At 68.4% G+C, this 25,115-nt stretch carries 20 protein-coding genes and 1 pseudogene; 2 read left to right on the top strand and 19 right to left on the bottom strand.

What is annotated here, in order from left to right; all coding sequences use genetic code 11:
- Positions 1-5: 5 nt before the first annotated feature.
- The 12 genes from gspE to AC5P99_RS17610 form a co-directional block, all read right to left on the bottom strand.
- The gene (gspE, locus tag AC5P99_RS17665; RefSeq protein ID WP_329753017.1) at positions 6-1,439 is read right to left on the bottom strand and encodes a type II secretion system ATPase GspE; all 1,434 of its coding nucleotides are present in this window, start codon (positions 1,437-1,439) and stop codon (positions 6-8) included.
- A complete protein-coding gene (gspD, locus tag AC5P99_RS17660; protein WP_329753018.1) occupies positions 1,436-3,817 on the bottom strand; it encodes a type II secretion system secretin GspD in 2,382 nt (793 codons plus the stop codon). The genes gspE and gspD overlap by 4 nt, the downstream gene beginning before the upstream one ends.
- Entirely contained in the window at positions 3,814-4,341 is a 528-nt protein-coding gene (locus AC5P99_RS17655; RefSeq protein WP_005409887.1) for a type II secretion system protein M, read from the bottom strand. Before AC5P99_RS17655 ends, gspD begins: the two co-directional genes overlap by 4 nt.
- Positions 4,338-5,501 carry a type II secretion system protein GspL gene (gene gspL / locus AC5P99_RS17650; protein WP_149501150.1) on the bottom strand — a complete coding sequence of 388 codons (1,164 nt, stop codon included), beginning with the start codon at positions 5,499-5,501 and terminating at the stop codon, positions 4,338-4,340. Before gspL ends, AC5P99_RS17655 begins: the two co-directional genes overlap by 4 nt.
- Positions 5,498-6,403, bottom strand: coding sequence for a type II secretion system minor pseudopilin GspK (gene gspK / locus AC5P99_RS17645; RefSeq protein ID WP_060380596.1), 906 nt, complete (start codon positions 6,401-6,403; stop codon positions 5,498-5,500). The genes gspL and gspK overlap by 4 nt, the downstream gene beginning before the upstream one ends.
- 9 nt (positions 6,404-6,412) lie before the next feature.
- Positions 6,413-6,850, bottom strand: coding sequence for a type II secretion system major pseudopilin GspG (gene gspG, locus AC5P99_RS17640; protein ID WP_005409890.1), 438 nt, complete (start codon positions 6,848-6,850; stop codon positions 6,413-6,415).
- Between the two features lie 57 nt (positions 6,851-6,907).
- Positions 6,908-7,468 (bottom strand): hypothetical protein, encoded by a 561-nt coding sequence (locus AC5P99_RS17635; RefSeq protein WP_253682444.1) that lies wholly within the window; start codon positions 7,466-7,468, stop codon positions 6,908-6,910.
- A gap of 144 nt (positions 7,469-7,612) precedes the next feature.
- Positions 7,613-8,164 carry a hypothetical protein gene (locus tag AC5P99_RS17630; protein WP_012480451.1) on the bottom strand — a complete coding sequence of 184 codons (552 nt, stop codon included), beginning with the start codon at positions 8,162-8,164 and terminating at the stop codon, positions 7,613-7,615.
- A 58-nt stretch (positions 8,165-8,222) separates the two neighbouring features.
- Positions 8,223-9,203 carry a FecR family protein gene (locus AC5P99_RS17625; protein ID WP_005409893.1) on the bottom strand — a complete coding sequence of 327 codons (981 nt, stop codon included), beginning with the start codon at positions 9,201-9,203 and terminating at the stop codon, positions 8,223-8,225.
- A gap of 69 nt (positions 9,204-9,272) precedes the next feature.
- Positions 9,273-9,803 carry an RNA polymerase sigma factor gene (locus AC5P99_RS17620; RefSeq protein WP_123958641.1) on the bottom strand — a complete coding sequence of 177 codons (531 nt, stop codon included), beginning with the start codon at positions 9,801-9,803 and terminating at the stop codon, positions 9,273-9,275.
- 16 nt (positions 9,804-9,819) lie between these two features.
- Positions 9,820-10,500 (bottom strand): TonB C-terminal domain-containing protein, encoded by a 681-nt coding sequence (locus AC5P99_RS17615; protein WP_111151492.1) that lies wholly within the window; start codon positions 10,498-10,500, stop codon positions 9,820-9,822.
- A 632-nt stretch (positions 10,501-11,132) separates the two neighbouring features.
- On the bottom strand, positions 11,133-11,597 hold the full coding sequence (locus tag AC5P99_RS17610; protein WP_005413654.1) for an Lrp/AsnC family transcriptional regulator: 465 nt from the start codon (positions 11,595-11,597) through the stop codon (positions 11,133-11,135).
- Between the two features lie 127 nt (positions 11,598-11,724).
- Here AC5P99_RS17610 and AC5P99_RS17605 point away from each other — a divergent pair, with 127 nt between their 5' ends.
- Both AC5P99_RS17605 and AC5P99_RS17600 read left to right on the top strand, forming a co-directional pair.
- Positions 11,725-12,456, top strand: coding sequence for an AzlC family ABC transporter permease (locus AC5P99_RS17605; RefSeq protein WP_099481087.1), 732 nt, complete (start codon positions 11,725-11,727; stop codon positions 12,454-12,456).
- On the top strand, positions 12,453-12,767 hold the full coding sequence (locus AC5P99_RS17600; RefSeq protein ID WP_005409898.1) for an AzlD family protein: 315 nt from the start codon (positions 12,453-12,455) through the stop codon (positions 12,765-12,767). Before AC5P99_RS17605 ends, AC5P99_RS17600 begins: the two co-directional genes overlap by 4 nt.
- A 52-nt stretch (positions 12,768-12,819) precedes the next feature.
- On the opposite strand, the gene glgX is transcribed toward AC5P99_RS17600, so the two are convergent.
- The 7 genes and pseudogenes from glgX to glgA all read right to left on the bottom strand — a co-directional run bounded on the left by glgX (position 12,820) and on the right by glgA (position 24,813).
- Positions 12,820-14,940 carry a glycogen debranching protein GlgX gene (gene glgX, locus AC5P99_RS17595; protein WP_049407224.1) on the bottom strand — a complete coding sequence of 707 codons (2,121 nt, stop codon included), beginning with the start codon at positions 14,938-14,940 and terminating at the stop codon, positions 12,820-12,822.
- Positions 14,927-15,097: a DUF2934 domain-containing protein gene (locus AC5P99_RS17590; RefSeq protein WP_005413658.1), complete on the bottom strand. Its 171-nt coding sequence runs from the start codon at positions 15,095-15,097 to the stop codon at positions 14,927-14,929. The genes glgX and AC5P99_RS17590 overlap by 14 nt, the downstream gene beginning before the upstream one ends.
- Positions 15,066-17,639 carry a malto-oligosyltrehalose synthase gene (gene treY, locus AC5P99_RS17585; RefSeq protein ID WP_495213371.1) on the bottom strand — a complete coding sequence of 858 codons (2,574 nt, stop codon included), beginning with the start codon at positions 17,637-17,639 and terminating at the stop codon, positions 15,066-15,068. The genes AC5P99_RS17590 and treY overlap by 32 nt, the downstream gene beginning before the upstream one ends.
- A complete protein-coding gene (locus tag AC5P99_RS17580; protein ID WP_285311757.1) occupies positions 17,636-19,480 on the bottom strand; it encodes a 4-alpha-glucanotransferase in 1,845 nt (614 codons plus the stop codon). Before AC5P99_RS17580 ends, treY begins: the two co-directional genes overlap by 4 nt.
- Positions 19,477-21,195: a malto-oligosyltrehalose trehalohydrolase gene (gene treZ / locus AC5P99_RS17575; RefSeq protein ID WP_123958644.1), complete on the bottom strand. Its 1,719-nt coding sequence runs from the start codon at positions 21,193-21,195 to the stop codon at positions 19,477-19,479. The genes AC5P99_RS17580 and treZ overlap by 4 nt, the downstream gene beginning before the upstream one ends.
- Positions 21,192-23,429 carry a 1,4-alpha-glucan branching enzyme gene (locus tag AC5P99_RS17570; RefSeq protein ID WP_285311756.1) on the bottom strand — a complete coding sequence of 746 codons (2,238 nt, stop codon included), beginning with the start codon at positions 23,427-23,429 and terminating at the stop codon, positions 21,192-21,194. Before AC5P99_RS17570 ends, treZ begins: the two co-directional genes overlap by 4 nt.
- Positions 23,426-24,813 (bottom strand): annotated as a pseudogene (gene glgA, locus AC5P99_RS17565) (glycogen synthase GlgA). Before glgA ends, AC5P99_RS17570 begins: the two are co-directional and overlap by 4 nt.
- Positions 24,814-25,115 lie beyond the last annotated feature (302 nt).

Here is a 25,115-nt window from a genome sequence, read left to right as displayed (position 1 = left end):
AGGCCTCAATCGTCGCCGGTGACGCGCAGGATCTCTTCCAGCGTGGTTACCCCGCTGTCGACCCAGCGCTGGCCATCCTGCCGCAGGGTCCGCATGCCGGCCCGCCGGGCCGCCTCGCGCAGCGCAGGCTCGCCCTGCCCTTCATGGATCAATGCGCGCACGCGGTCGTCGACCACGAATAGTTCATGGATGCCGGTTCGCCCCCGATAGCCGCTGTTGGCGCAGGCCGCGCAGCCCACCGCGCGCCATACGGTGCGACCCTCGCCGTCCACCTCGGCACGACGGCACTGCGTGCACAGCCGCCGCACCAACCGCTGCGCCAGCACGCCGCGCAGCGACGAGGCCAGCAGGAAGGGCTCCACGCCCATGTCAGCCAGGCGGGTCACCGCCGAGATCGCATCGTTGGTGTGCAGCGAGGCCAGCACGCCATGCCCGGTCAGCGACGACTGCACCGCAATCTGCGCGGTCTCCAGGTCGCGGATCTCACCGATCATGATGGTGTCCGGATCCTGGCGCAGGATCGCACGCAGCGCGGTGCCAAAGCTCATGCCGATGCGCGCGTTGACCTGGATCTGGCCGATGCCGGCGAAGTCGTACTCCACCGGGTCTTCCACAGTGAGGATGTTGCTGGTGCTGCTGTCGAGCTGGCCCAGTGCGGCGTACAGCGACGTGGTCTTGCCGCTGCCGGTCGGCCCGGTGACCAGCACGATGCCGTGCGGCTGACGGATCAACCCGGTGAACGTGGCCAGCGTGTCATCGGCCATGCCGAGGCGCTGCAGCTGCAGGCGACCGGCATCCTTTTCCAACAGGCGCAGCACAGCACGCTCGCCATGACCGGTCGGCACCGTGGAGACACGGATATCCAGCGGCCGCCCGCCCACGCGGATGGCGATGCGCCCGTCCTGCGGCAGGCGCTTCTCGGCAATGTCCAGGTGCGCCATGATCTTGATGCGTGATACCAGCGCCGCATGCAGTGCGCGCCGTGGCTGCACCATGTCGCGCAGGGTGCCGTCCACGCGGTAGCGCACAACCGAATGGGTCTCGAACGGTTCGATATGCAGATCGCTGGCGCCATCGCGTGCGGCCTGTGCCAGCAGCGCGTTGATCATGCGGATCACCGGCGCATCGTCCTGAGCATCCAGCAGATCGGTGACCTCCGGCATGTCCTGCATCAGCCGGTCCAGATCGACTTCGCTTTCGGCGGCACCCACTACGGCAGCGGCATCGCCGCCGTCACGGTACTGCTCACCCAACCGCTGTTGCCACGTCGCAGCATCCAGCGCCTGGAACGGCAGCGGGCCATGCCGACGGCGCAGTTCGGCCACGGCCCACGCCGCAGTTTCGGCGGTGCCCAGTAACACGGGCTCGCCACCAACTTCGGACAGCATCACGCCATGGCTGCGCACCCAGACGTACGGCAGAGCTGTGGCGGCGCTCACGGCCCGATCACCAGTTCCGGCGTGTAGCCCAGCCCGCGCAGCTGCTGCAGCGCAGGGTCCAGCGTCGCCGGATCGCGCGGCAATCGCACGCGCAGGCGTTGCCCGCTCTCGCCGGGCGTCGCTTCGGCATAGGCCTGCAGGCCCAGTGCACGCACCTGCGCCACGCCCTGGCTGGCACGCGCCGGGTCCAGCCCCTGCGCGAACTGCACCAGCTGCGCGTCGCCGTCACCGGACGGGTACAGCGCCGCCAGGCTGCTGCTCTGCAGCGGCTGGCCCTGGCCATCGCGTGCATTGCCCTGGCCGAGGACAGACAGGTCCTGCGGTGGCAGCTGCGGTGCCGACAGCGCCGGCAAGGCCCAGCTCTGTGCCGGCTGCGCGCCCGCCTGCGCGTTGCGCATGTAGTCGTAGCGGTCGCGGGTCAGGCGCTGGCCGGCGGCCGGGTCACGCACCACGTGCGGGCGCAGGAACACCATCAGGTTGGTCTTGGCGCGCTTGCGCGTGTCGCTGCGGAACAAGGCGCCCAGGACCGGGATCTTTCCCAGCCCCGGCACCGCATCACGGCCATGGCTGACGCTGTCTTCCAGCAGGCCACCCAGCACCATGATCTGGCCATCGTCCAGCAGCACGCTGGTATCCAGGGCGCGCTTGTTGGTGATGATGCCGGCCGTGCTGTTCGCGCTCTGCGCGTCGATGCTGCTGACTTCCTGGTAGATGTCCAGCTTCACCGTGCCGCCCTCGGAGATCTGCGGGCGCACCCGCAGCTTCAGGCCGACGTCCTCGCGCACGATGGTCTGGAACGGGTTGTTGCTGCCGCCGCCGCCGTCGGTCACGTAGCGGCCACTGACGAACGGCACGGTCTGGCCGACCATGATGCTGGCCGCTTCGTTGTCCAGCGTCATCAGGTTCGGCGTGGACAGGATGTTGGCACCGCCCTTGCTCTGCAGCGCGTTGGCCAACGCCTTCATGTTGAGGATCTGGCCGACGCCGGGCAGGTTGATGGTGCCGTCGATCACACCGATCTTCAGGCCATCCTTGGGCAGCACGTCCAGGGTGGTGCGTGCGTTGGTGTTCAACCCGCTGCCACCGGTGGTGCCGCCGAAGTGGGTGCCGCCGAAGGTGCGGCCATTGCCCAGCATCCACTGCACGCCCAGTTCGGCCGCGTCGGTCTGGTTGACCTCCACGATCAGGCTTTCCACCAGCACCTGTGCACGGCGCTGGTCGAGCTGGTCGATCACCCGGCGCAGGTTGCGGTACACCGGCTCGGGGGCGGAGATCAGCAGCGTGTTGGTGGCCACGTCCGCCTGTACCGAGATGCCGTTCTGGCTGAAGCCGGTGCTTCCTGCATCGATCGGGTCACGGCGGCTCGGGTCCAGGCGCTGCGATTCCAGCGCATTGCCTCCGGGCTTGGCCTGCTGCGGCTGCGACGGCTGCGCGGGGGTGGAGCGGCTGGCGTCGCCGGGCAGTGGTGTGATGCCTTCGTTGCTGCCCATCGCCGGTGCATCGCTCTGCCCGGCCACCACGCCACGCAGCACACCCGCGAGCTGGTTGGCCTGGGCATTGCGCAGGTAGACCACATGCAGGTTGCCGGATTCATCCTGGGCACGGTCCAGCTTCTCCACCAGCTGCCTAGCCAGGCGGGTGCGCCCGGGACTGCTCGACCGCAGCAGCACGCTGTTGCTGCGCGGGTCGGCCATCACCACCACCTTCTGGGTGGGCTCGGCGCCCTGCGCATCCAGCAGCGGCGCGACCATCGCCGCGACGTCAACGGCAATGCCCTGCTGCAGCTTCACCACATCGGTGTCCATGCCGGCCGGTGTATCCACGCTGGCGATCACCCGCGCGATGCGCTCCAGGTTGTCGGCATAGTCGGTGATCACCAGCGTGTTGTTGCCCGGATTGGCAGTGATCGGATTGTCCGGGCTGATCATCGGCCGCAGCACCGCCACCAGCGCGGCCGCGTTCTCGTAGCGCAGCGCGAAGGTGCGCGTGGCAACCTCGCCCCCCGCACCGCCGCTGCCAACGCGGCCACCGAGCAGCTTGGCATCGGCCTGCGGCACCACCCGGCTGACGCCGCCGTTCTCGACCACGGCGAAGCCGCGCATGCGCAGTGCGCCCAGCAGCAACTGGTAGGCCTGGGTACGGCTGACCGGGCCATCGGAAACCACTGTCATCTTGCCGGTCACCCGTGGATCGACCAGGAACTGGCGCCCGGTGAAGCGCGCTGCCATGCGCAGTACGCCACCGATATCGGTGTCGACCAGGTTCAACTGCACCGGCTCATCACGGGCGTCCTGCGCCAGTACCAGCGCCGGTGCGTGGGCCATGCACACGATCAGGGCCAGTGCGGTACTGCAGGCAAAGCTACGCATCGCCCTCATGGATGGGCACCCGCGGTGGCCACCATCACGATGTTTCCGGAAATCCGTGCCGCCGGCATGTTCGCATCCCCTGTGCGTGTCAGTTGCAGCTGCTGCAGTTCGATGGCCGGATCGGCCAGCACGGGCAGCAGCCAGTTCCACAGCGCGTCGGCGGGCACTGCCTGCACCTGCAGGTGCCAACGCCCGTCGCGCGCTTCGATATGCAGGCCGGCGGCAAGGCCGGCGGTCTTGATGCCATCGCGCAGCCCGGCCAGTGTCGGGTGCTGGCTCTGCGCCAGCTGCTGGCGCTCACGGGCGCGCAGCAGCGGTGCCAATGCGCGGGACTGCGCCTGCAGCCGCGGCAGCTCGGCCTGCCAATACGTGCGCTGCTTCAGCAGTGGCTCCAGCCACAACGACCACAGGCCCGCCACCAGCAGCGCCACCACCATCACCCACAGCATCAGCCGGTCGCGCGGTGGCAGGCGTTGCCAGCGGTGCTGCAGGCCCACCAGCCCCTCGCCCAGCCATAGGGTGCGGGTCGTCACTGCCCAGCTCCGCTCACTCGCAGGTGTCCACCGGCTTGGCGCGCCAGCTGCAGGCCCTGTGCCTGAACTGCTTGCTGCCAGTGCTCAAGCCGCTGCGGATCGTCGGCCAATGCCTGGGCATCGGCATCCAGCTCCATGTCCAGCTGCCCGGGTTGGTAATGCAGGCTGCGCACTTGCCCGGCCAGCTCCGGAACAGCCTGCAGCGTGCTGGCAACCTGACGCTGCAGCGCCGGCAACGGCGGCGCCGGCAGCGGCACGGCAAGTGCTCGCCTTGCCTGCAACACCGGGTCCACCACATCGGTGATCTCCGGGAAGCGCGCGCTGAACTGGCGCGCCATGTCCTGTTGCAGGGCCTCGCCCTCGATCCGCCAACGCGAGACCTGCAGCTGCAGGCCGAGTGCAGCCAGCAGCACTGCTGCCAGTGCCAGGCCGATCGCCAGTCGCGGTGCTTGCCGGCCTGCGCCGGGCAGCGGCAATGACCAGCCTGGCAAGGGGCCAGAGGTCTGCCGTTCATGCGTGACGGCGGTGGCCGGCAGGCTGTCCGGCCACATCGGCGGCACACTATCGATCCACTGCACGGCCTGCACGCCGGCCTGTTGCAGGCGCACGGCCAGCGCCTGCATCACCGCACAGGCATCACGTCCGCCATACCATTGAACGAAACCCCGATCGCGCCCGCTGCGTACCAGCAGATGCTCGCCGCTGACCTGCAGCGTGGCCTGGCCGTCCTGCCAGGGCAGCAGCAGTGGCGTCGGATACAGCGCCTGCAGCTGCAGCGCACACGAGGCCAGCATCTGCTGCACCTGCGCGATGGCCTGCTGGCCAAGCCAGGCCACCGGAACCGTGCCGTCTGCCGCCTGCGCGCCGTGGGCCAGCGCCACCTCCTGCAGGTCATCCAGCAGCATCGCCTCCACCTCACCCTGCAGCGCCGACTGCAGGCGGCGCCCGGACAACGGCGGCAGCTGCAGTTCCAGCAGGATCAGGTCGTTCGGATCGAGGCAGGCACGCACCGCAGCCTGCGGATGCCGCAGGCCCAGCGCCGTCAGTGTGTCGCGGCCATGCGCCAGCACCTCGCCCTTGTGCAGCTGCGCCCAGTCCACCGCGCTGTCGGCGCGCAGGTGCTCCAGCGCCGGCAGGCGCATGCGAAGCTGCACATTCATGCGCCGATCCTCGTCCACACCCGTTGCACACGCACCCCATCGTCGCGGTATTCGCGCCACAACAGCGCGCGAAAATCGACCGCACTGCCGTCAGCCTGCACCTGGCCGACGGCCAGGAACCATTCGCTATGGATACCCAGGGGAAGCACGGCCATCTGTTCGTTGCTCAGTTGGAGTCGGTTGGCGATGTCGCCGCGATTGAGCAGCCAATGGCCAGCATCGCGCTCACCGAGCAGCGCCTGCAGCCGTGCCGGCTCGACCACGGGCGTCACCGCCTGCAGAACGCGCAGGTCGCTGGTGTTGGCGTTGACCAGGGTCTGCGCCGGCAACACCACGGTGCGCCGCGCCAGCGCCTGCAACGCCACCGGATCGGCGCCAGGCAACGCCTGTTCGATCAGTGATTCGCGCGGCAGCGGCGCCTGCGCCTGCATGTCGCCATCGCGCAGGCGCGCCTGGATGTGGTCGGCGGCGGATGCGCAGGCGCCCTGGCCCAGCCCCTGCCCGGCACACAACGCGATGAACGCGCGCCGCGCCTCGGGGTCCGGCCTGCCATGCGCAAGAAGGTTGCGCAGGTTGAACATCGACTGCGCATCGACCAGCTGCAGCTGCACCGGCAACGGCGCCTGCAGCTCCAATGGGCGCGCCCAGCGCCCGCTGCGCACCGTGGTCAGCTGTTCCTTTACATCCTCACGCAGCTGCTGTGCCGCACGCTCCAGCGTTGCGTCCACCGCCATGCGTACCTGTACGCGCAGCTGGTCGCCACGCAGCGCACGCAGCTGGGCCGACTGCCGGGTCAGCAGTGCGGTGGCAATCACCGCCACCAGTGCCACCACCAGCAGGGCGACGATCACCGCCATGCCACGTTGGCGGACACTCGAAACAGAACGCATCCGGGCTGACATCGGCCTGCCTCACAGCTGCCAGGAACCGATGTCCGCATTCCCGGCGTCGCCACCGGGCTTGCTGTCCGCGCCCAGCGAGAACACATCGATGTCGCCATGGGTTCCGGGAATCTGGTACTGGTACGGATGGCCCCATGGATCATTGGGCAGGCGATCCAGATAGGGCGTGACCGGCATCGCGCCACCACCCTGCGGTGGCTTCACCAGCGCCTGCAGCCCCTGCTCGGCACTGGGATAGCGCCCGTTGTCCAGCTTGAACAGTTTCAATGCCTGCATCAATGCAGCGATGTCCTGGCGCGCCGCCACTACGCGCGCCTGGTCGGGGCGGTCCATCAACCGCGGCACGATCAATGCGGCGAGGATGCCGATGATCACCACCACCACCATGATCTCGATCAGGCTGAAACCCTGCTGCCGAGCCCTGCGACCACGAACCTGCCTTGCCATTGTTCCGCCCTCGTCATCCTGGAAGAGACCGCTGCGCCATGGTCAGCGGTGCATGTGTCAGTACGATAAACATCCGCTGGAAATCCGCTGCGCGTGTCCCTGTGCAGGCGCAATACGTGCAGCCGGGGCACATGCAGACTCGAACAGGTGCTGCGGCACGCTGGCCAGCGCATCGTCGATGCAGCCGCGCAGCAACGGGTGCGCGCAGGCCTGCAGCAGGCGCACGCACTGCATCGGCGACCATGCCGTTCCATGATCGAGGCCGATGAACATCCGATAGGCCTGGTGATAGCGCAGGTCGTCGTACACGCGCTGGGCACTGTTCAGACCGCGCACGACCACCAGCAGAGCCGCGCGCTGCAGCAGCCGCGCATCGCCTGCATCAAGCGGTAGCGGGCTCATCGCCGCCTCGGGCCAGGGCCGCAGCCGCAGGTCGAGGGCTTTTCGCAGCGCCGCCAGTGGGTGCGCACTACCATCCAGTGCCGCCCAGCGCGCCGCATCCGCCCAGGCATCGCTGGACAGCACCCAGACCCACGAGCGCCCATAGCGCTGCACGTTCAATGGTGCATGCCGTGCCTGCTCCAGTGACTGGCTCAGGTGACGATCCAGCTCCAGCATGCTGATCCTGCGACTGTCTGCCATAGGCGCCGCCCATGCTCCACGACGCGCGGTGCGTCGTACTCTGGAGAAGACGTCAGCAAGGCAGGTGAAGCGACAGCGCGCATGCAGCTCTGTGCACTGCGTGGCGCTTCATCGACAACGTCATCGCAGCGTCATCTGCCTGCAGGCTTCACGTTCCAGCCGCGGCGCTTCGCCTCCACAACGGCGCGCCAGTATCGCCACGTCGCTGCGCGCGGCGAATGTTGCCAGCGCATTGGACATGTCCACGTCATCGAACCATGACGCCATCGCAACGCGCAGCGCCGGCAGCTGCCAACCGTCCATCACACCATGGGTGCCTGCTACGAACCAATGCCAGAGGCGATGGTGAAGCACCTGGTCGTGCAGCTGTGCGAGATCCTCAATGCGATGCACGTCCATCAACAGCAGTGCGCGTGCAACCGCCGCGGGCGGCAACGCACCGGCTTCAGGCAGCGGAAGCGACTGCTGCTGCAGGCGCAGCAGCATCGCCAGCGGGTGCGACTGCGGATCAAAGTCCAGCAGCACCGCCTGTTGCTGCCACTGCGCATCGGACACCACGCACACCCAAGGTGAGCCATAGCGATGCACCATCAATGGCCGTCGCTGCGTGGTTTCCAGCAGCGCCGACAGATTGCGACGCAGATCCAGCACACCGATGGTCTCGTTGCGCATCCTTGGCCTCTCCTCGCTTGCAACAGCCCTGCGCGGCGCGCACGGCCAGCGTCTTCATCTATCCAAGGACGGCAATGCCACCCGGAAAGCGACGCAGATCCAGCGACATCGTCAGTCGCAGCTGCTCCAGTGCCGCGTCCGGATCATCAATACGGAAGCGACCGCTGACCGGCGCGCGCGCCAACGCCGATTCTCCCAGCAGCACCTTGCCGCGGCGGTAGCGGTTGATCTCGTCCACCACTTCACGCAGCGGTGCGCGGCGGAACACCAGCATGCCTTCGGTCCAGGCGCTCACTTCAGAAGCCACGGCTTCGGCCACCACGCCACTGAGGCGCTCGTCGTACTGGGTCTGCTGACCCGCCTGCAGCTGCAGCCGGCCCTGCGGATGCTCGATGCGGGCGCTGCCCTGCAGGCAGGTCACCCGTACCTGGCCGTGGGTGTTGCGCACATCCAGGCGCACTGCGCCTTCATCGGCAATCACGCAACCCGGGCCCGCGAACAACGCCAGGCGCAGGCCGGCCAGGGTCTCGATCGCGGCCTGGCCCTGCACCAGCTCGAAGCCTTCGCCCTGCGCGTCGGCGCGGCGGCGCAGGCTGCTCTGCGTATCCAGTTCGATCTTCAGCTGTGGCAAGGGTGCGATCTGCAGACGTTCACCGGTGCCGGTGTGGAAATCAGCCGTCATCGCCGTCACCGAAGGCCACAGCCCCAGCGGCGGGCGGATTGCCGCCACCACCACCAGGCTGGCCGGGGCGGCAATCGCCGCGCCCAGGAAGGCGCGCCGGCTCCAGCGCTGGGCCGGCGTCGGCGCCACCGGTTGGCGGGCGGCGGCGGGCAGCTGCTCGCCGGCCAGCCGTACCTGCTCCCATTGCCGGCGCGCACGGCCGAACGCCTCACGATGACGCGGATCCGACTCGCACCACGCACGGAACCTGCGCCCGTCGGCGGCGGTCGCCTCGCCCGAGGTCAGCCGCACCACCCACGCGTGCGCCTGACGCTCGACGGCATCCAGCGGGCGTTGCGGGCGATCGTCAGGATCCATGGGGGCTCATGCCGGACCCGCACGCTGCGGGGTTCTGCTCGGCGTCAAAGTGTAGACGGATGCCGCCGTTCAGAACCGCACCTGGCGCCCCTGCCCGCTGCGCTCGCCCAGGTAGTCCTGGGCCGCCTTCAGCTCACGCTGCACCAGTCGCAGCGACACACCGAGGTGATCGGCCACGTCGCGCTGCTGCAGGCCATCGACGCGGATCGCCAGCAGGATGCGGCGACGGCGCTCGGGCATGCGCTGCAGCAGGCCAACCATGTCTTCCAGCGCGAAGTCCAGTTCGGCCGCCTGCGCCGGGCCGGGTGCAGGGTCGGCCATGTCCATCAGCGTATCCACCTCCTCCAGGCTCAGCAGGCGGTGGTCAGCACGTTGGCGATCGATCACGGTATTCATTGCCATGCGCAGCAGGTAGGCCGCGGGGTTCTGCACGGCATCCAGGCGGTCACGCCGCGCGCTCAGGCGCATCCACGTGTCCTGCAGCGCGTCGCCGGCCAGCTCCTCCGAGCCCAGCTTGCGCACCAGCCGGCGCTTCAGCTCATCGTAGGCACCCAGAAGGTGGTCCATCAGGTCAACTGCCCCAGCCGTACCGTTGCTCATGTTCGAATCCTTGAAGTCATGGAAGGGGCGCGCGCCGGCCACAGTCGTGGTCGGTACCGGAAGGACGGATCTGCAGCGTCACCGGCTGCGGCAGCGCAGCGGCATCGGGCGCCAGCACCAAGCCCTGCAGCGCCTGCAGCAGGCGCGCATCGCGGCGGGCGCTGCCACTGCCTGACAGCAGCTCGGGCTCGCTCACCTGGCCCGCGCCGTCGATGCGGAAGCGCAGCGTCGCGGCATAGCGGCCGGGCGCGATCTCCGGGTCGTCACAGAACGCCGCACGCAACCGCTGCTGCAGGCCGCCGTAGCGACGCCGACGCTCGGCCTCGGGAAGTTCGGCGCCAACACTCGATTCGGCGGCCGAGGGCGTGCCCCGGCGCAGCACCACGCGCTGCTCGCCGATCACCTCGGCCTCGATACCGGAGTCCTGCAGCAGCACCTGCAACGCAGGCAGCGGTGCCAGGCTGCCGCGCAGCGCATGGCTGCTGCGGCCTGCGGCCAGGTCACCCGGGTACATCACTGACCACCCACTGATGACGCTGAAGCGCTCGACCGCCTGTTCCAGCGGCTGCGCAGGGATGTCGTAGGCATGAACAGCGTCCTGCGCGGCAGCGGCAAAGGACAGCAGCAGCCATGCGGCGATGGCCACCTTCCAAGTTCTGACCGCATGGTGTCCATTCAGCCCCCTGACGTAGAACACATGACCCTCGGCAGCGACAGCAGCTGCAGTGGACGCGCGCCACCACCGGAACCCCGGCCCGCGCGCGACCCGCAAGCGGGCTCAAACCGTACCGGCGCCACATGTCATTGCGATGACCGCCGCCCACGGCCTGGCATCGAGCCAGGCTCCGTAAAGCCAGTCACGCATCAGGAATCAATGAATCGAACAGACCTGTTCATTTGCTCACAGGGTCAGAGCCCGTTGCGCAGCAACGGGATCCGACCCGGTACCGACCCAAACGTGTCGACCAAGGTCGACACCCACCAGGAGCAGCTCATGCCGTTCCGGCAGATCGTGGAAATCTGTCGAAGGCGGGGTGGGTCCGGTTGCGGGGGCGTGAGCCGCATGGGCCCAAGGCATGCCTCGGGCGGGTTGGGCAGGACGCCCAACCCCGGTCTTGCCGTGTGCGCAGGACAGCGCACACGAGCAAGCCGCGACCGAGCTTACATGGACGTACTTGCAGCGTCCCCCGCAACCGGACCCACCCCGCCATCCCTCAGCAGGCCCGCTGTTGCTGTTGCTGTTGCTGTTGCTGTTGCTTCTGAGGTTGCCGGCCAGCGGCCGGCACTACCCGCGGGTGCCGGGTGCAACCCGGCCGCAAACCCCATCCCTCAAAGCGGCAGCTGGGTCGTCTGCTTGATCCGCTGCATCGGAATCTCGGTCTTGGTGTTCTGCACCCCGGCAATCCGGTTCAGGTGCTGCATCTGGAACTGCCGGTAGGCATCCAGGTCGGCCACCGCCACCCGCAACAGGAAATCGCAGTCACCGGCCATCAGATGGCATTCAAGCACTTCCGGGAACGACTTGATGCTGTTGATGAAATGATTGGTGGTGTCCTCGTCCTGCCCGCGCAGCCACACCCGCACGAACACCGTGAAGCCACGGCCCACCTTGGCCTCGTTCAACAAGGCCACATAGCGGTCGATGTAGCCGCCCTCCTCCAGCAGACGCACCCGGCGCAGGCAGGCCGACGGCGACAGCCCGACCAGGCGTGCCAGCTCCAGGTTCTGCAGGCGGCCGTCGCGCTGCAGGGCGTCGAGGATGCGCCGATCGAGGTTGTCCAGCTGGTACTGCATGGAATTTCACCCCTTTCACTTCTGGCCGCATGAAATATCAATCATCCAGAATCAAGTGGTATCAACGCAACCCGATTTCGCGATTGGACCGCTAGCATGGGCCACCCCCACCTTGTTGTGCCGTTCGATGGACGCCCGTACTACCCTCCCCCTGCCTGACACCTGCGATACCGCGCCGCGTGCCGAATTCCTGCGCGGCCTGCGCGCCGCCGTGCCGGTGATGATCGGCTTCATTCCGTTCGCCCTGGTGCTCGGCGCGCAGGCGGCCCAGAAGGGCCTGAGCGCACTGGAAGTACCGCTGATGACCGGCCTCAACTTCGCTGGCGGCTCGGAGTTCGCCGCCGTCGAACTGTGGACCTCGCCACCGCACATTGCACTGATCGTGGCGATCACCGCGCTGGTCAACAGCCGTCACCTGCTGATGGGCGCCAGCCTGGCCCCGCTGCTCCAGCACCTGCCGCGCCGCCGGGTGCTGCCGGCGCTGTTCTTCATGTGCGACGAAAGCTGGGCGATGGGCGTGGCCGATGCGCGCAGACGCGCGCTTGGCTTCAGCCTGGCCTACTACCTGGGCGTATCGGCAGGCCTGTACACGGTCTGGGTGGCCTGCACCACGCTGGGCGCGATCGTTGGCCCGATGCTGGGCGACATCCACGCCTATGGTTTCGACATGGCCTTCCCCGCCGTGTTCCTGGTCCTGTTGCGCGGCATGTGGCAGGGCATGAAGGCCGCGCGGCCGTGGCTGGTCAGCCTGGTCGTTGCCGCTGCTACCTACCTGCTGGTGCCAGGTGCGTGGTACGTGGCCAGCGGCGCACTGGCCGGCCTGGCCGCGGCCTGGCTGCTGGCGGAGGACGCAGCATGATCTTCAATGGCCTGATCCACTGGACCTCGGTACTGACCATCGTGCTGATGGCCGCCGCCACCTACCTGACCCGCATCGTCGGCTTCCTCGCGCTGCGCAACCGCACACTGAGCAAACGCGCAGTGACGGTGATGGAAGCCGCGCCGGGCTGCGTGCTGATCTCGGTGATCGCCCCGGACTTCGTGGCCGACAAGCCGGCCGACCTGGCCGCACTGGCCATCACCCTGCTGGCCGCCACGCGGCTGTCGATGCTGCCGACCGTGCTGATCGGCGTGGTCTCGGCGGGTGTGTTGCGCTATCTGATGGGGTAGCTACCGGTACGCCGGGCAATGCCCGGCGCACCGTAGTGGCGCAGCAGAGCAATCACGCGCTGCTGCTTGCCGCCAGCAGGCACAGGCTGCGCGGCGGCAGCGTCCAGGCGCCTTCCTCATCCGGCTCCAACGGCGTTTCGTCGGTCTGCAGGAGTACGCGCCGGAACGACAGGGCGTCGTCTGACACACAGAACCGCTGCGGCTGCTCCCCGGCGTTCAACAGCAGGGCCAGGCTGACATGCCGCCCGGGCTCGCGCAGGCCACTGTCCGGGCTGCGACCGTCCAGCACGATCAGCAGCGCACGCAGCCCTGCGTCATGCCAGTCCGCTTCCTCCATGCCGCGACCATCGGGATGCCGCCAGTCGATATCGCGCAGGCCCAGTGCCTCATCGTACTCGCCGCGCAGGAACCGGTTCCGGCGCAGCAGGCCGTAGCGCCGGCGCAGCGACAGCGCCCGCCGCACGAACGCCACCTGCGCCTGTGCAGCCGGCAATGCTGCGCGCTCCCAGTCGATCCAGCTCAGTGGATTGTCTTGGCAGTAGGCGTTGTTGTTGCCCTGCTGCGAATGGCCGAACTCATCGCCTGCCAGCAGCATCGGCGTCCCCTGCGCCAGCAGCAGCGTGGCCAGCAGATTGCGCATCTGCCGCGCACGCAACGAAAGGATCGCCGCATCATCGGTGTCTCCCTCCACGCCGTGGTTGCTGGAGAGGTTGTGCGAGTGCCCGTCACGGTTGTCCTCGCCGTTGGCCTCGTTGTGGCGATCGTTGTAGCTGACCAGATCGTGCAGGGTGAATCCATCATGCGCCGTCACCAGATTGATGCTGGCCGACGGTCGCCTGCCGTGGTGTTCGAACAGGTCGGCCGAGCCAGTGAAGCGCGTGGCAAACTCCGCCAGCTGCCCGCCATCGCCACGCCACAGCGCGCGCACCGTGTCGCGGAAGCGGTCGTTCCACTCGGCCCAGCCCGGCGGAAACTGGCCCAGCTGGTAGCCGCCCGGGCCGATGTCCCATGGCTCGGCAATCAGCTTCACCTGGCTCAGGATCGGGTCCTGGCGTACCGCATCGAGGAAGCTGCCCGAGGCGTCAAAGCCATGCCGTTCGCGGCCGAGGATGGTTGCCAGGTCGAAGCGGAACCCATCCACCCGCATCTCGGTCACCCAATACCGCAGGGAGTCCATGACCATGCGCAGCGCACCGGCATTGGTCAGGTCGAACGTATTGCCGGTACCCGTATCGTTGATGTAATAGCGGCGATCATCGGCCAAACGGTAGTAGCTGGCGTTGTCGATGCCCTTGAACGACAGCGTAGGGCCCAGCTCGTTGCCTTCGGCCGTGTGGTTGTAGACCACGTCCAGGATGACCTCGATGCCCGCGTTGTGCAGGCGCGCGACCATCTGCTTGAACTCGGCCACGGTGCCCAGCGACAGATAGCGTGCCTGCGGCGCGAAGAAGCCGATGGTGTTGTATCCCCAGTAGTTGCGCAGCCCGCGCTCGAGCAGCTGCTGGTCATCCACGTAGGCATGCACCGGCAGCAGCTCGATGGCGGTCACCCCCAGATGGCTGAGGTGGTCGACCACCGCATCGTGCCGCAACGCGGAGAAAGTACCGCGCTCGGCCTGCGGGACGTCGGGATGCTGCATGGTCAGTCCGCGCACGTGGGCTTCGTAGATCACGGTCCGGTCCCAGGGCGTGGCAGGTGCACGCTCGACGCCCCAGCTGAAAGCCGGATCGATCACGGCACAGCGTGGCATGTAACCGGCGCTGTCGCGGCGGTCGAAACTGAGATCGCCATCGCGGTGACCCAGGGTGTAGCCGAACAGGTGTGGGGCCCACTTCAGTTCGCCGACGATCTGCTTGGCGTAGGGGTCCAGCAGCAGCTTGTTGGGATTGAAACGATGGCCCTCTTCCGGGGCATACGGGCCGTGCACCCGGTAGCCGTAACGTTGCCCGGGCCGCACGTCCGGCAGGTAGCCGTGCCAGATCTCGTTGGTGTACTCGGGCAGCGCGATACGCTCGACTTCACGGTTGCGCGCGTCGAACAGGCAGAGTTCCACCCGGGTAGCGTGCCGCGAGTACAGCGCGAAGTTCACACCCAAGCCGTCCCAGGTCGCCCCCAGCGGGAACGGCCGGCCTTCGCGCACCCGCGAGGTCTGCGTCCACTTACGGCTGGCCATCGGTTCCCTCCTCGTCGCGCGCAGCGGCAATCTCGGCTTCCACCAGGCGCTCGGCCATGTGCCAATGCCGCTGCTGCTGGTCGTCCGGGCGCCCTTCCGCTTCCCATATCTGATGGGCCAATGCCTCAATCCGCTGCCGTCGTTCCCTGCTGTCCATTCCTGTCCGTCTCCTCGTTGATCCATACCGCCAACGGGCTGCCAGCCAGAAGCCGTGCCGCGTCCTCGGTTGCCTTGAAATGTTCGATGCGCCCGTCCAGCAGGTTGCGCATGCGGCCTGTCGGCAGCCCGTGCAGCATCACGCCAGTGCCGACGTCGTGTGCTGCGTGCAGGCCGGGCCCGGGCACGGCGGTGGGCGAACCACGCCGCACGATCACCAGCAGCACCTGCGCCTGATGCCTGCGCGCGAATGCCAGCCAGGGCGAACGCGCCGGTACGGACAGCGGCTGCAGTTGGCCGTGCAGGAACAGCTGCGGGTGCCTGCGGCGGCACTCCAGCAAGCGCCTGAGCAGAAATACCTTGATGCCACCGTCCCGCCAGTCCTCCAGCAGGGCGGGCCAACCGGGCGTATCGCGCAGCCACGCCTGCCGCACTGGATAGTCCACGGCACGCCGGTTGTCCGGGTCCACCAGGCTCAGGTCCCAGCCTTCTCCGCCCTGGTAGAGGTCGGGCACGCCGGGCAGGCAGTGCTGCAGGCACAGCTGTGCCAGGCCGTTGCAGGCGCCGGCCGGCGCAATGCGCGCCACGAACGTCGCCAGCGCCTCCCGCACCGGCTGCAATGGCGCTCCATCCAGCAGTGCGTGCAGCCACTGCGCGGCGGCCTCCTCCACCGCCACATTGGGATCGGACCAGCTGCTGACCCGTTTGCCCTCGCGCAACGCCTTGGTCAGCCATTGCACCATCCTCGAGGCGAAGTCGGCGCCCGGGTTACCGTGCATCGGCCACGCGGCCACGAGCGCCTGCCACAGCGCATAGGCCTCGGCACCCGGCAACGGCATTGGCGCGCCCGCGCGGGTCGACATCCGGCTCCAGCGCCGCACGGCGTCCCGCCACTCGACCGTGCAGGTGCTGAGAACCGCCAGCCGCGCCCGGCTGTCGGCCCCGCGCTTGTGATCGTGGGTCGCCAGCGCAAGCAATGCCCGCGGATGGCGCTGCAGGCGTCTCACTGCGTGTTCCAGCAGCTCCCGTCCCTCCATGCCCAGCCGCTGCGGATCACTTCCGACTTCGTTGCGCGACAGCAGCCTGAAGTAACGATAGAAGGCTGTGTCCTCCACCGACTTGGCATTCAACGGCGCGGCCAATTGCCCGAATCTCACCCGCAGCGCGCGCTCGACCTCCGCCTCGCCGGGAAGTGCCCGCAGCAGCAGATCCAGTGCCGCGTGTGCCGTACCGTCCAGTGCCACGCGTGCTGCTACGGCAGCGTCCACCAAGGCCTTCCGTTCACCCGCATCCTGCAGCGAATAGGGGCGGTAGGTACGGTAGTGCCGCAGCAGCGCGGCCAATGCACGGGCAAGCGCCGCGGCTCCGATATCGGCTTCGGCCAGCCGGGGCTGCAGGACCCGCTGCGCGCTGCGCAGCAGTCGCTGGAAGTCGGTGTGAAGCGACGTGCGCAGCAGCATGCCGCGGGCATCCTGCTGCAAGTCGTCAAAGCTGCGCGCGTCGGCACTCGCCGCTTGCCAGGTGCGGGAGAGCGCGGGTGCAGCTGCCGGATCATGCAGCCACGCGCCAACCTGGTCCATGAAGTCATAGCCCGTCGTGCCGTCGCAGGCCCAGCCATCGGGCAGCTGTTCGTCCTCCGCCAGTATCTTCTCCACATGCACGCTCACTGCCTGTGGGTCGCGACCGCCTGCCGCGCAGGCCTCGTCGAGCGACGCACGCAGATGTTGCAGGTAGGCTCCGGGCGACGACAGGCCATCCACATGGTCAATGCGCAGGCCATCCACCCAGCCCTCACGCACCAGCCGCAACGGCAGCACATGCACCGCCGCGAACACATCGTCGCGCTCCACCCGCAGTGCGGCCAGTTCGTTGATGTCGAAGAAGCGCCGGTAGTTCACCTGATCGCCCGCCGTGCGCCACCAAGCCAGCCGGTAGTGCTGCCGCTGCAGCAGCGTGTGCAATCGTTCGACGCTGCGGTTGCAGCGTTCCGCCCATGCCGGCCACTGCGCGGGTGCCAGCGGATGGCTGCGCGGAGACAACGGCAATGCCAGCCCGTGATGACGCAGCATCGGCCGCTCATCGTCCACTGCTACGCGCAACACGCCATCGCGCACGGCCTCGTGCAGTGGCCGGTCCAGCACAGGCAGCCAGAGCCGGCCCTCGCAGCCCGGCGCCTCCCAGTCAATGTCGAACCATCCGGCATGGGGACTTCTGCACCCGTGCAGCAGCACATCGTTCCACCAGGGCGTCTGCGGGGATGCCGCAAGATGGTTGGGTACGATGTCCAGGATCAGGCCCATGCCATGCGCGCGCGCCGCTGTCGCCAATCGCTGGAAGGCATCTTCGCCGCCCAGTTCCGGATTGATGCGGGCCGGGTCGATGCCATCGTAGCCATGCATGGACCCTGGCATCGCAGCGCTGATCGGCGACAGGTAAAGGTGGCTGACGCCCAGCGCGGCGTAGTACGGCAGCTGCGCCGCAGCGGCATCGAAGTTGAAGCCTGCATGCAGCTGCAGGCGTGCGGTGGCACGCAACCGGGTCATCGTCCCGCCTTGCGTCGCGTGGCGCTGAACCGGGCAATGCGCGCATCGGCCGCGTCCGGATCCCACGCAAGCGGCAAGCGTCGGCGCCAGTTCGGGTGACCATTGACGGTACCCGGCAGGTTCACCTGCGCGCGGCTGCCCAGCGCATCTTCCAGCGGGAGCAGCGCCAGCCGTGAAGGTGCGTGCGCCACCAGTGACAGCGCACGCGCTTCCAGCGTCGCGCCCTCGCCCCGGGCGACTGCGGACAGCGCCTGTACCTCGCTGGCACGCGCGTGCAGCGCCGCGGGAAGCTCGGCCAGCTCACCCAGACGTGCACGCCAGCGCAGGTCGCGCCCACGCAGCCAGCCGGCCAGCGGCGGCAGATCATGGGTGGACGGCATGGCCACCGCATCGCGGCGCCACCGTGGCGCCGGCAGGAAGCGCTCACCGTTGCGGGCGAACGGCAGCACCTCAAGCCCCAGCACGCCACGGGCTGCCAGTCGCTGGCGGATACCCGGAGGAACCACCCCAAGGTCCTCACCGATCAGCACGCAGCGATGGCGCCACGATTCCAGCACCAGCAGGTTGATCAGATCATCGAACGGATAGCGCAGGTACACCCCCTGCCCGGCGCCTGCGCCACGAGGCAGCACCCACAGCCGCTGCAGGCCCAGGATGTGGTCGATGCGCAATCCACCGCGACCCGCCATCACGGCGCGCAACACGCGGATGAACGGTTCAAACCCCTCACGCTGCAACGCAGAGGGTGACCAGCTGGTGATACCCCAGGCCTGGCCCAGCGGATTGAACGCATCCGGCGGCGCGCCCAGCTCGAGGCCCTGCAGCAGGCGGTCGCCGCCGGTCCGGGCCTCGACGCCCTGCGGTGCGCAACCCACTGCCAGATCCGCGATCAGTCCGATCGACGCGCCGTCGCTGCGCAGTCCCGCCTGCACCTGCGCCCAGCCTTGCCGCGCCAACCACTGCGCAAACGCATGGTCGTCGGCGCTTCCAGTGAAGCGGTCGGCGGCGTGCTCGCAATACTGCAGCAGGGGTTCGCCCTGCGCATCGCACCACGTCTGCAACTGTTCGTACTGTGCCGGCGCCTGCTGCCGCAGCCATTGGCGCCCTTGGCGCAGCCAGCGCCACTTCACTGCCGCCGAGTGCGGCCAGTCGATGCGGCGTGCTGCGGTAGCCGCTTCAACGGCCATCGCCAGTGCTTCGTCCTCGCGCAGCACGCTGCCGGCGGCCTCCGGTAAAACCTGCGGCAGCGACACCTGCAGCGGATCGAGCCAGCGCCGGTCGCTGGGCGAGTAAGGACTGTAGCCCGTGCCCGGTGGCAGGCCGGCGTGCAGCGGACTCAACGCCAGTGCATCGCCGCCGTGACGGTGCAGCAGCTCGCGCCACCGCGCACAGCCGGCGCTGTCACCGATGCCGGCATCACCGGGCGCGCGCAGGCTGTAGACCTGCGCCGAAAGACCCCAACCGCGCAGCAGGCCCTGCGGCCACCAGGCACGCTGCGGTGCCACCGCAACCGCCTGTTGCTGCCCGCCCTGGCGCCACTGCCAATAGCCTGGCTGATCCGGAACCCGCCAGCGCCCTTGCGCATCCGCACGTGCAGGCAACGCTGTGCCCTGCTCGTCCACCCAGCACGCCGCGCCCGTTGCCTCAGGCATGGCCAGGAGCTGACCACAGCAGGCGGTGAGCAACGGGTGGACCACCGGCGCACCGTCGCACGCGAACTCCGACAGCACGGCGCGCAGCACGTCGGGCGCAACCTCGCGCTCTGCTCCGGCCACGTCGGTCCAGCGGACCAGCAGGCCCGCACGGCGAGCCGCCTCCCGCACCGCCGCATCCGTATTCATGCGGCGATCCAGCGCGCAAGCGCACCGCCGCCTGCCGGCAGCATCGCGGCCGCATCCGGCCCCACGACGCACTCGCCGGCCGGCATCGCGTGGGCCACCGGCGACGGACCCACGTTGATCGCGATCCACCACTGGCCCGATGGCAACTGCCAGCCCGCCTGCACCGCGCCCTGGCCCAGCACGCGCGCGCCCAGCGACCGCGCCTGCAGCAGGCCAGGCTGCAGATAGCGCCTGCGCAGGCCGAGGAACTCACCCGTGCAGCGCAGCCAGTGCTGCGACCAGGGATCATCGCCGGGTGGCAGTGTGTACGAGGCCTGCAGGGTCGCCGCATCGTTCGGGTCCGGAATGCGCGCCCGCGAGGCGACATCGGCAAAGGCGCTGAAACCCGCGAATTCGCGGCGACGTCCCTCGCGCACGGCTTCGTCCAGCGGTGGCGCGTAGTCGGTGAAGAACAGGAAGGGCGATTGCGCCTGCCACGGTTCGCCCATGAACAGCAGCGGGATCATCGGCGTCAGCAGGGTCAGGGCCAGCGCCGCGCGCAGCCGGGCAGGATCGATCAGCATCGACAGGCGCTCGCCGAAGGCGCGGTTGCCCACCTGGTCGTGGTTCTGCGCGAATACCACAAAACGCGCGGGCGACAGGTCGACGCTGGGCTCGCCACGGGGATGGCCGTGCAGGTCCGGCTCGCCCTGCCAGGCGAATCCTTCGGCCAGGCAGCGCGCCAGGAGTGCTTCGGCGCGCCCGGCATAGGCCGCGTAATAGCCTTCCTGCTCGCCGGTCAGCATCACATGCAGCGCGTTGTGGAAGTCGTCGTTCCACTGCCCCTGATAGGCGCCGCGCAGCCACCGCGCCTGGTTGCGTTCGTTCTCCAGCACCAGGTGCGCCTGCGGCACCGCCGAGCGTACCTCATCGGCCAGCTGCTGCAGGAACCGGTCATCGTCAATGGCGTGCACCGCATCCAGGCGCAGTCCGTCGACGCCATAGTCGCGCAGCCACATCAGCGCATTGTGGATGAAGAACCGCCGCACCCAGGGCTGGCGGAAGTCGATGGCCTCGCCCCACGGCGTGCTGCGATCGTCACGGAAGAACCCGCACGCGTAGTCGCGCAGACGGTTCCCCTGCGGCCCGAAGTGGTTGTAGACCACATCCAGCAGCACCGAGAGCCCTGCATCGTGCGCAGCGTCGACAAAGGCCTTCAGCGCGGACGGACCGCCATAGGCCAGCGCGGGTGCATACGGGAACACGCCGTCGTAGCCCCAGTTGCGGCCACCGGGAAACTGCGCGACCGGCATCAGTTCAATGGCGGTGATGCCCAGGGCCGCCAGCATCGGCAGCTGCGCGGTCAACGCCGCGAACCCGCCGCCGGCCTCGATGTGCACTTCATAGATCACCAGGTCCTGCCAGGCATGCCCGTGCCAGGCAGGCCGCGCTGCCTCCGTATCCAGCACCACCGCGCTGTCGCCGTCGATGCCGTCCGGCTGCCAGCGCGAGGCCGGGTCGGGCACGTCCTGGCCGGACGGCAGGCGGAACCGGTAGCGGTCACCATGCGACGCCTGTGTCCGCAGCCAGTGGCAGCCGTCCGGGTCGCGGTGCATCGGCCGCAGCACGCCCTGCAGGCACAGCGCCACGGTGCCTGCGTCCGGTGCCCACACGCGGAACTCGACACCTTCACCGGCCACCGGCCATGCGCCCAGGCGCGGCGCCACTGCGGTCATGCATCAACCTGCAGGTACAGCGTGGACAGCGGCGGCAGTGTGAGCCGCAGCGACTGCGCGTGACCATGCATCGGCCTCGGCTCGGTATGCACTGCGCCGAGGTTTCCCGCGTTGCCGCCACCGTAGTAACCGCTGTCGGTGTTGAGCCGTTCGGTCCAACACCCCGGTTGCGGCACACCGACCCGGTAGCCGTCGCGACGTACCGGAGTGAAGTTGCTCACTACCAGAAGGGTGCGGCCGCTACCGGCCGGATCCCGGCGGATGAAGGCGTAGACGCTGTTGCGGCTGTCGTCGGCCACGCTCCAGTCGAAACCGCGTTCGTCGCGTTCGTCGCGGTGCAACGCGGGTTCGGAGCGCAGCACGGCATTGAGGTCGCCCACCAGGCGCGACAGGCCCTGGCCCTCGTTGCTGGCCGCCCGTGCCCAGTCCAGTGCCGCATCGTGCGACCACTCCTGTCCCTGGCCGAACTCGCCGCCCATGAACAGCAGTTTGCTGCCCGGGTGCGCCCACATGAAACCGTAGTACGCGCGGAGCTGGGCCAGCCGCTGCGCCGGCTCGCCCGCCATCTTGGCCAGCAGCGCTCCCTTGCCGTGCACCACCTCGTCATGCGAAAGCGGAAGCACGAACCGTTCGGAGAAGGCGTAGACCAGGCCGAAGCTGATCTCACTATGGTGATGCTGGCGATGAACCGGATCGCGACCCAGGTACTGCAGGGTGTCGTGCATCCAGCCCATGTTCCATTTGTGGGTGAAACCAAGCCCGCCCTGCTCCACCGGCGCGGTCACCCCTGGCCATGCGGTGGATTCCTCGGCGATCACCAGCACGTCCGGGAAGCGCTCCCTCAGCGTCTGGTTCATCCGCCGTAGAAAAGCGACCGCCTGCAGGTTCTCGCGTCCGCCCTGCTCGTTGGGTATCCACTCCCCCTCGGCACGGCTGTAGTCCCGGTACAGCATCGACGCCACGGCATCCACGCGCAGGCCGTCGATATGGAACCGCTCCACCCACTCCAGCGCACTGCCGATCAGGTAGGCAGCCACTTCGTTGCGGCCATAGTTGTAGATCAGCGTGTCCCAGTCGGCGTGCACCCCTTCACGCGGGTCGGCATGCTCGTACAGCGCGGTGCCATCGAACCCGGCCAGCCCATGCGCATCGTTCGGGAAGTGCGCGCTCACCCAGTCCACGATCACCCCGACGCCGGCCTGATGGCAGTGGTCCACGAAGCGCGCGAAGGCCTGTGGCGTGCCATGGCGCGCCGTCGGCGCGTAGATCCCCAGTGGCTGATAGCCCCAGGAACCGCCAAAGGGATGCTCGCTGACTGGCAGCAGCTCGATGTGGGTGAAGCCAAGCCCTACCACGTACGGAATCAACCGGTCGGCCAGGGCATCCCAGTCCAGCGGCGAACCATCGTCGCTGCGCTGCCAGGAGCCCGCATGCACTTCGTAGATCGACAGCGGCGTGCAGGTTCCGGCCTGCCGCCGCGCCGCCAACCATGCATCATCGTGCCACTGCATCGGCGCGGCCGAAGGCACCCGCGAGGCGGTGGCCGGTGGCAGCTCGGCCCAGCGCGCCATCGGATCGAACTTGTCGGGCATCACCCGACCGTCGGCGCCGACGATGCGGAATTTGTAGCGGGCACCGGCCTGCACGCCAGGCAGGAACAGCTCCCACACGCCAGCGGTGTGGCGCAGCCGCATCGGATGGCGCCGGCCATCCCACCCGTTGAAATCGCCGACCACGGCAACCCTTCGTGCGTTGGGGGCCCACACCGCGAAGCGCACGCCGTCGATACCCTGTACCTGCATCGCTACTGCGCCCAACTGGCGCGCTGCATCAGCGTCACCGGCATGGAAATGCTGCAGCAGCGCCTCATCCAGCAGCGGACCGAAGGAATAGGCATCGTGCACCTGCTCCACACCCTGCTCGAAATGCAGGGCGAGCAACGGCACGGGCGCTTCACCTGCTGCACCTTCGAACAGGCCGGGCAAGGGGCCCGGTTGCAGATCCCAGCGCCGCTCCGGGCCCGCAATCACCTCCACGCGACGCGCGTGGGGCACCAGAACGCGCAGCTGGCGCTGGCCATCGGGCTGTTGGTGCGGCCCGAGCCAGGCAAACGCATCGGCCGGCCGTGCATGAACCAGGTCGACCAGGGCCGGAGCCACCACGCCCTCCTCCCGTCCGGCAGTCGCCATGGCCTCGTCCTCGAGGGCGACCGGCTGCAGGCTGTCGTGACTCATGCGGCCACCTGGCAGGTCTGCTGGTATAGGGCCAGATATGCGCGCCCCGCCGCATCCCAACCGCCCGGCCGCAGCATGGCCGCGCGGCGCATGGCCTGCAGCAGGCCGGGCAGGCGGAAGGTGCGCATCGCCCGTTCCACACAGCGGCGCAGGCCATCGGCATTCGCGCCGTGGAACAGGAATCCGGTCACGCCATCCTCAACGGTATCGACCAGCCCGCCGGTCGCGTGCGCGATTGGCAGGCAGCCGAAGCGCTGCGCGTACATCTGGCTCAACCCACAGGGTTCGAAACGCGAAGGCATCAGCAGGAAATCGGCGCCAGCAAACATCTGGCGGGCCAGCGCCTCTTCGAAGCCGATGAATGCGCCCACCCGTCCGGGGTAGCGCCGGGCCAGCGCCTGCACCTGCGCTTCCACCTGCGGCTCGCCGCCACCGATGATGACCAGCTGGCCGCCGGCCGCCACGATCTGCGGCGCCACGTCGCATGTGATGTCCAGACCTTTCTGGTGCACCAGGCGGGAGACCACCGCGAACAGCGGCCGGCCGAGGGCGCCAGGCCGAATGCACTGCGCACCGCGTGCGCATTGGTGGCGCGCCCGGTCCATTCGCCGATGCCGAAATGGGCCTTGAGGTGGATGTCGCGGCGTGGATCCCAGCTGGCGTCGATGCCGTTGACGATGCCACTCAGGTGTCCGCCGGCCGCCCGGCGCGCCAACAGGTCATGCAGCCCGCAGCCGTCATCCGGGGCGGTGATCTGCTGCGCGTAGCGCAGGCTGACCGTGTTCAGCCGCGTGGCATTGGTGATGCCACCCTGCAGGAACGACATCTGCCCATGGAAGTGCAGTTCATCCAGGTGTTCGACCGGCACGCCCAGCACAGGTGCAAGCGCATACGGAAACAGCCCCTGGTAAGCCAGGTTGTGGATGGTCAGCAGGGTCGGCACGGTGGTCCGGTCCCAACGCACGTAGGCTGCCGCCATGGCCACAGGCCAATCATTCAGGTGCAGCAGCTGCGGCGACCAGTCCAGCCCGGCACGCCCGGCCGCAATCTCCGCCGCCGCGTGTGAGAGCGTGGCGAAGCGAACCGCGTTGTCCTTCCACTCCTGGCCCTGCCCATCGACGTATGGCGAACCTTCGCGCTCGTACAGCTCTGGCGAGAGCAGCACGTAGATCGGAAGGCCGTCTGCCTGCACTGCCATGCCGATCCCGCACGCAGGCAGGCCCGCCCTCGCGCTGACCTGTCCCACCCGCTGCAGCTGTGGCAGGCGCTGCAGTACCTCCGGGTAGCCGGGCAGCAGCACGCGCGAATCACAGGCGCCGCGTACCGCACGCGGCAGGGCTGCGGCCACGTCGCCCAGGCCCCCGGCCTTGATGAAGTCGGCCATCTCGGTCGCGACGAACAACACACGCTGTACCAGCTCCGGCAGCTGCAGTGGCTGCGAGTGGCCACGCCGGGTGCCGATCGGCACGAGCGAACCGGGAGAGGTCGCAACAGATGAAGCGGACTGGACAGCGCGGGCCATGGGAGGATCTCTCGGGTATTTCAGGCAGACGGACGCCAGCGGCGCCCGGACGGGCGCTGATGGTGGGAAGGAAGTCGACGCAGGACGTGGGGGACGTCAGCGAGAGGCTCAGGACGACAATAGCCCTGCATGCGATCAATCAACCGTGAAGCCATGGCGATTTC

The organism is Stenotrophomonas sp. YJH_SMC_80 (genome assembly GCF_059372495.1).
Note: the sequence above shows the minus strand (reverse complement) of the source record. Positions and strands in the feature narration are given on the sequence as shown.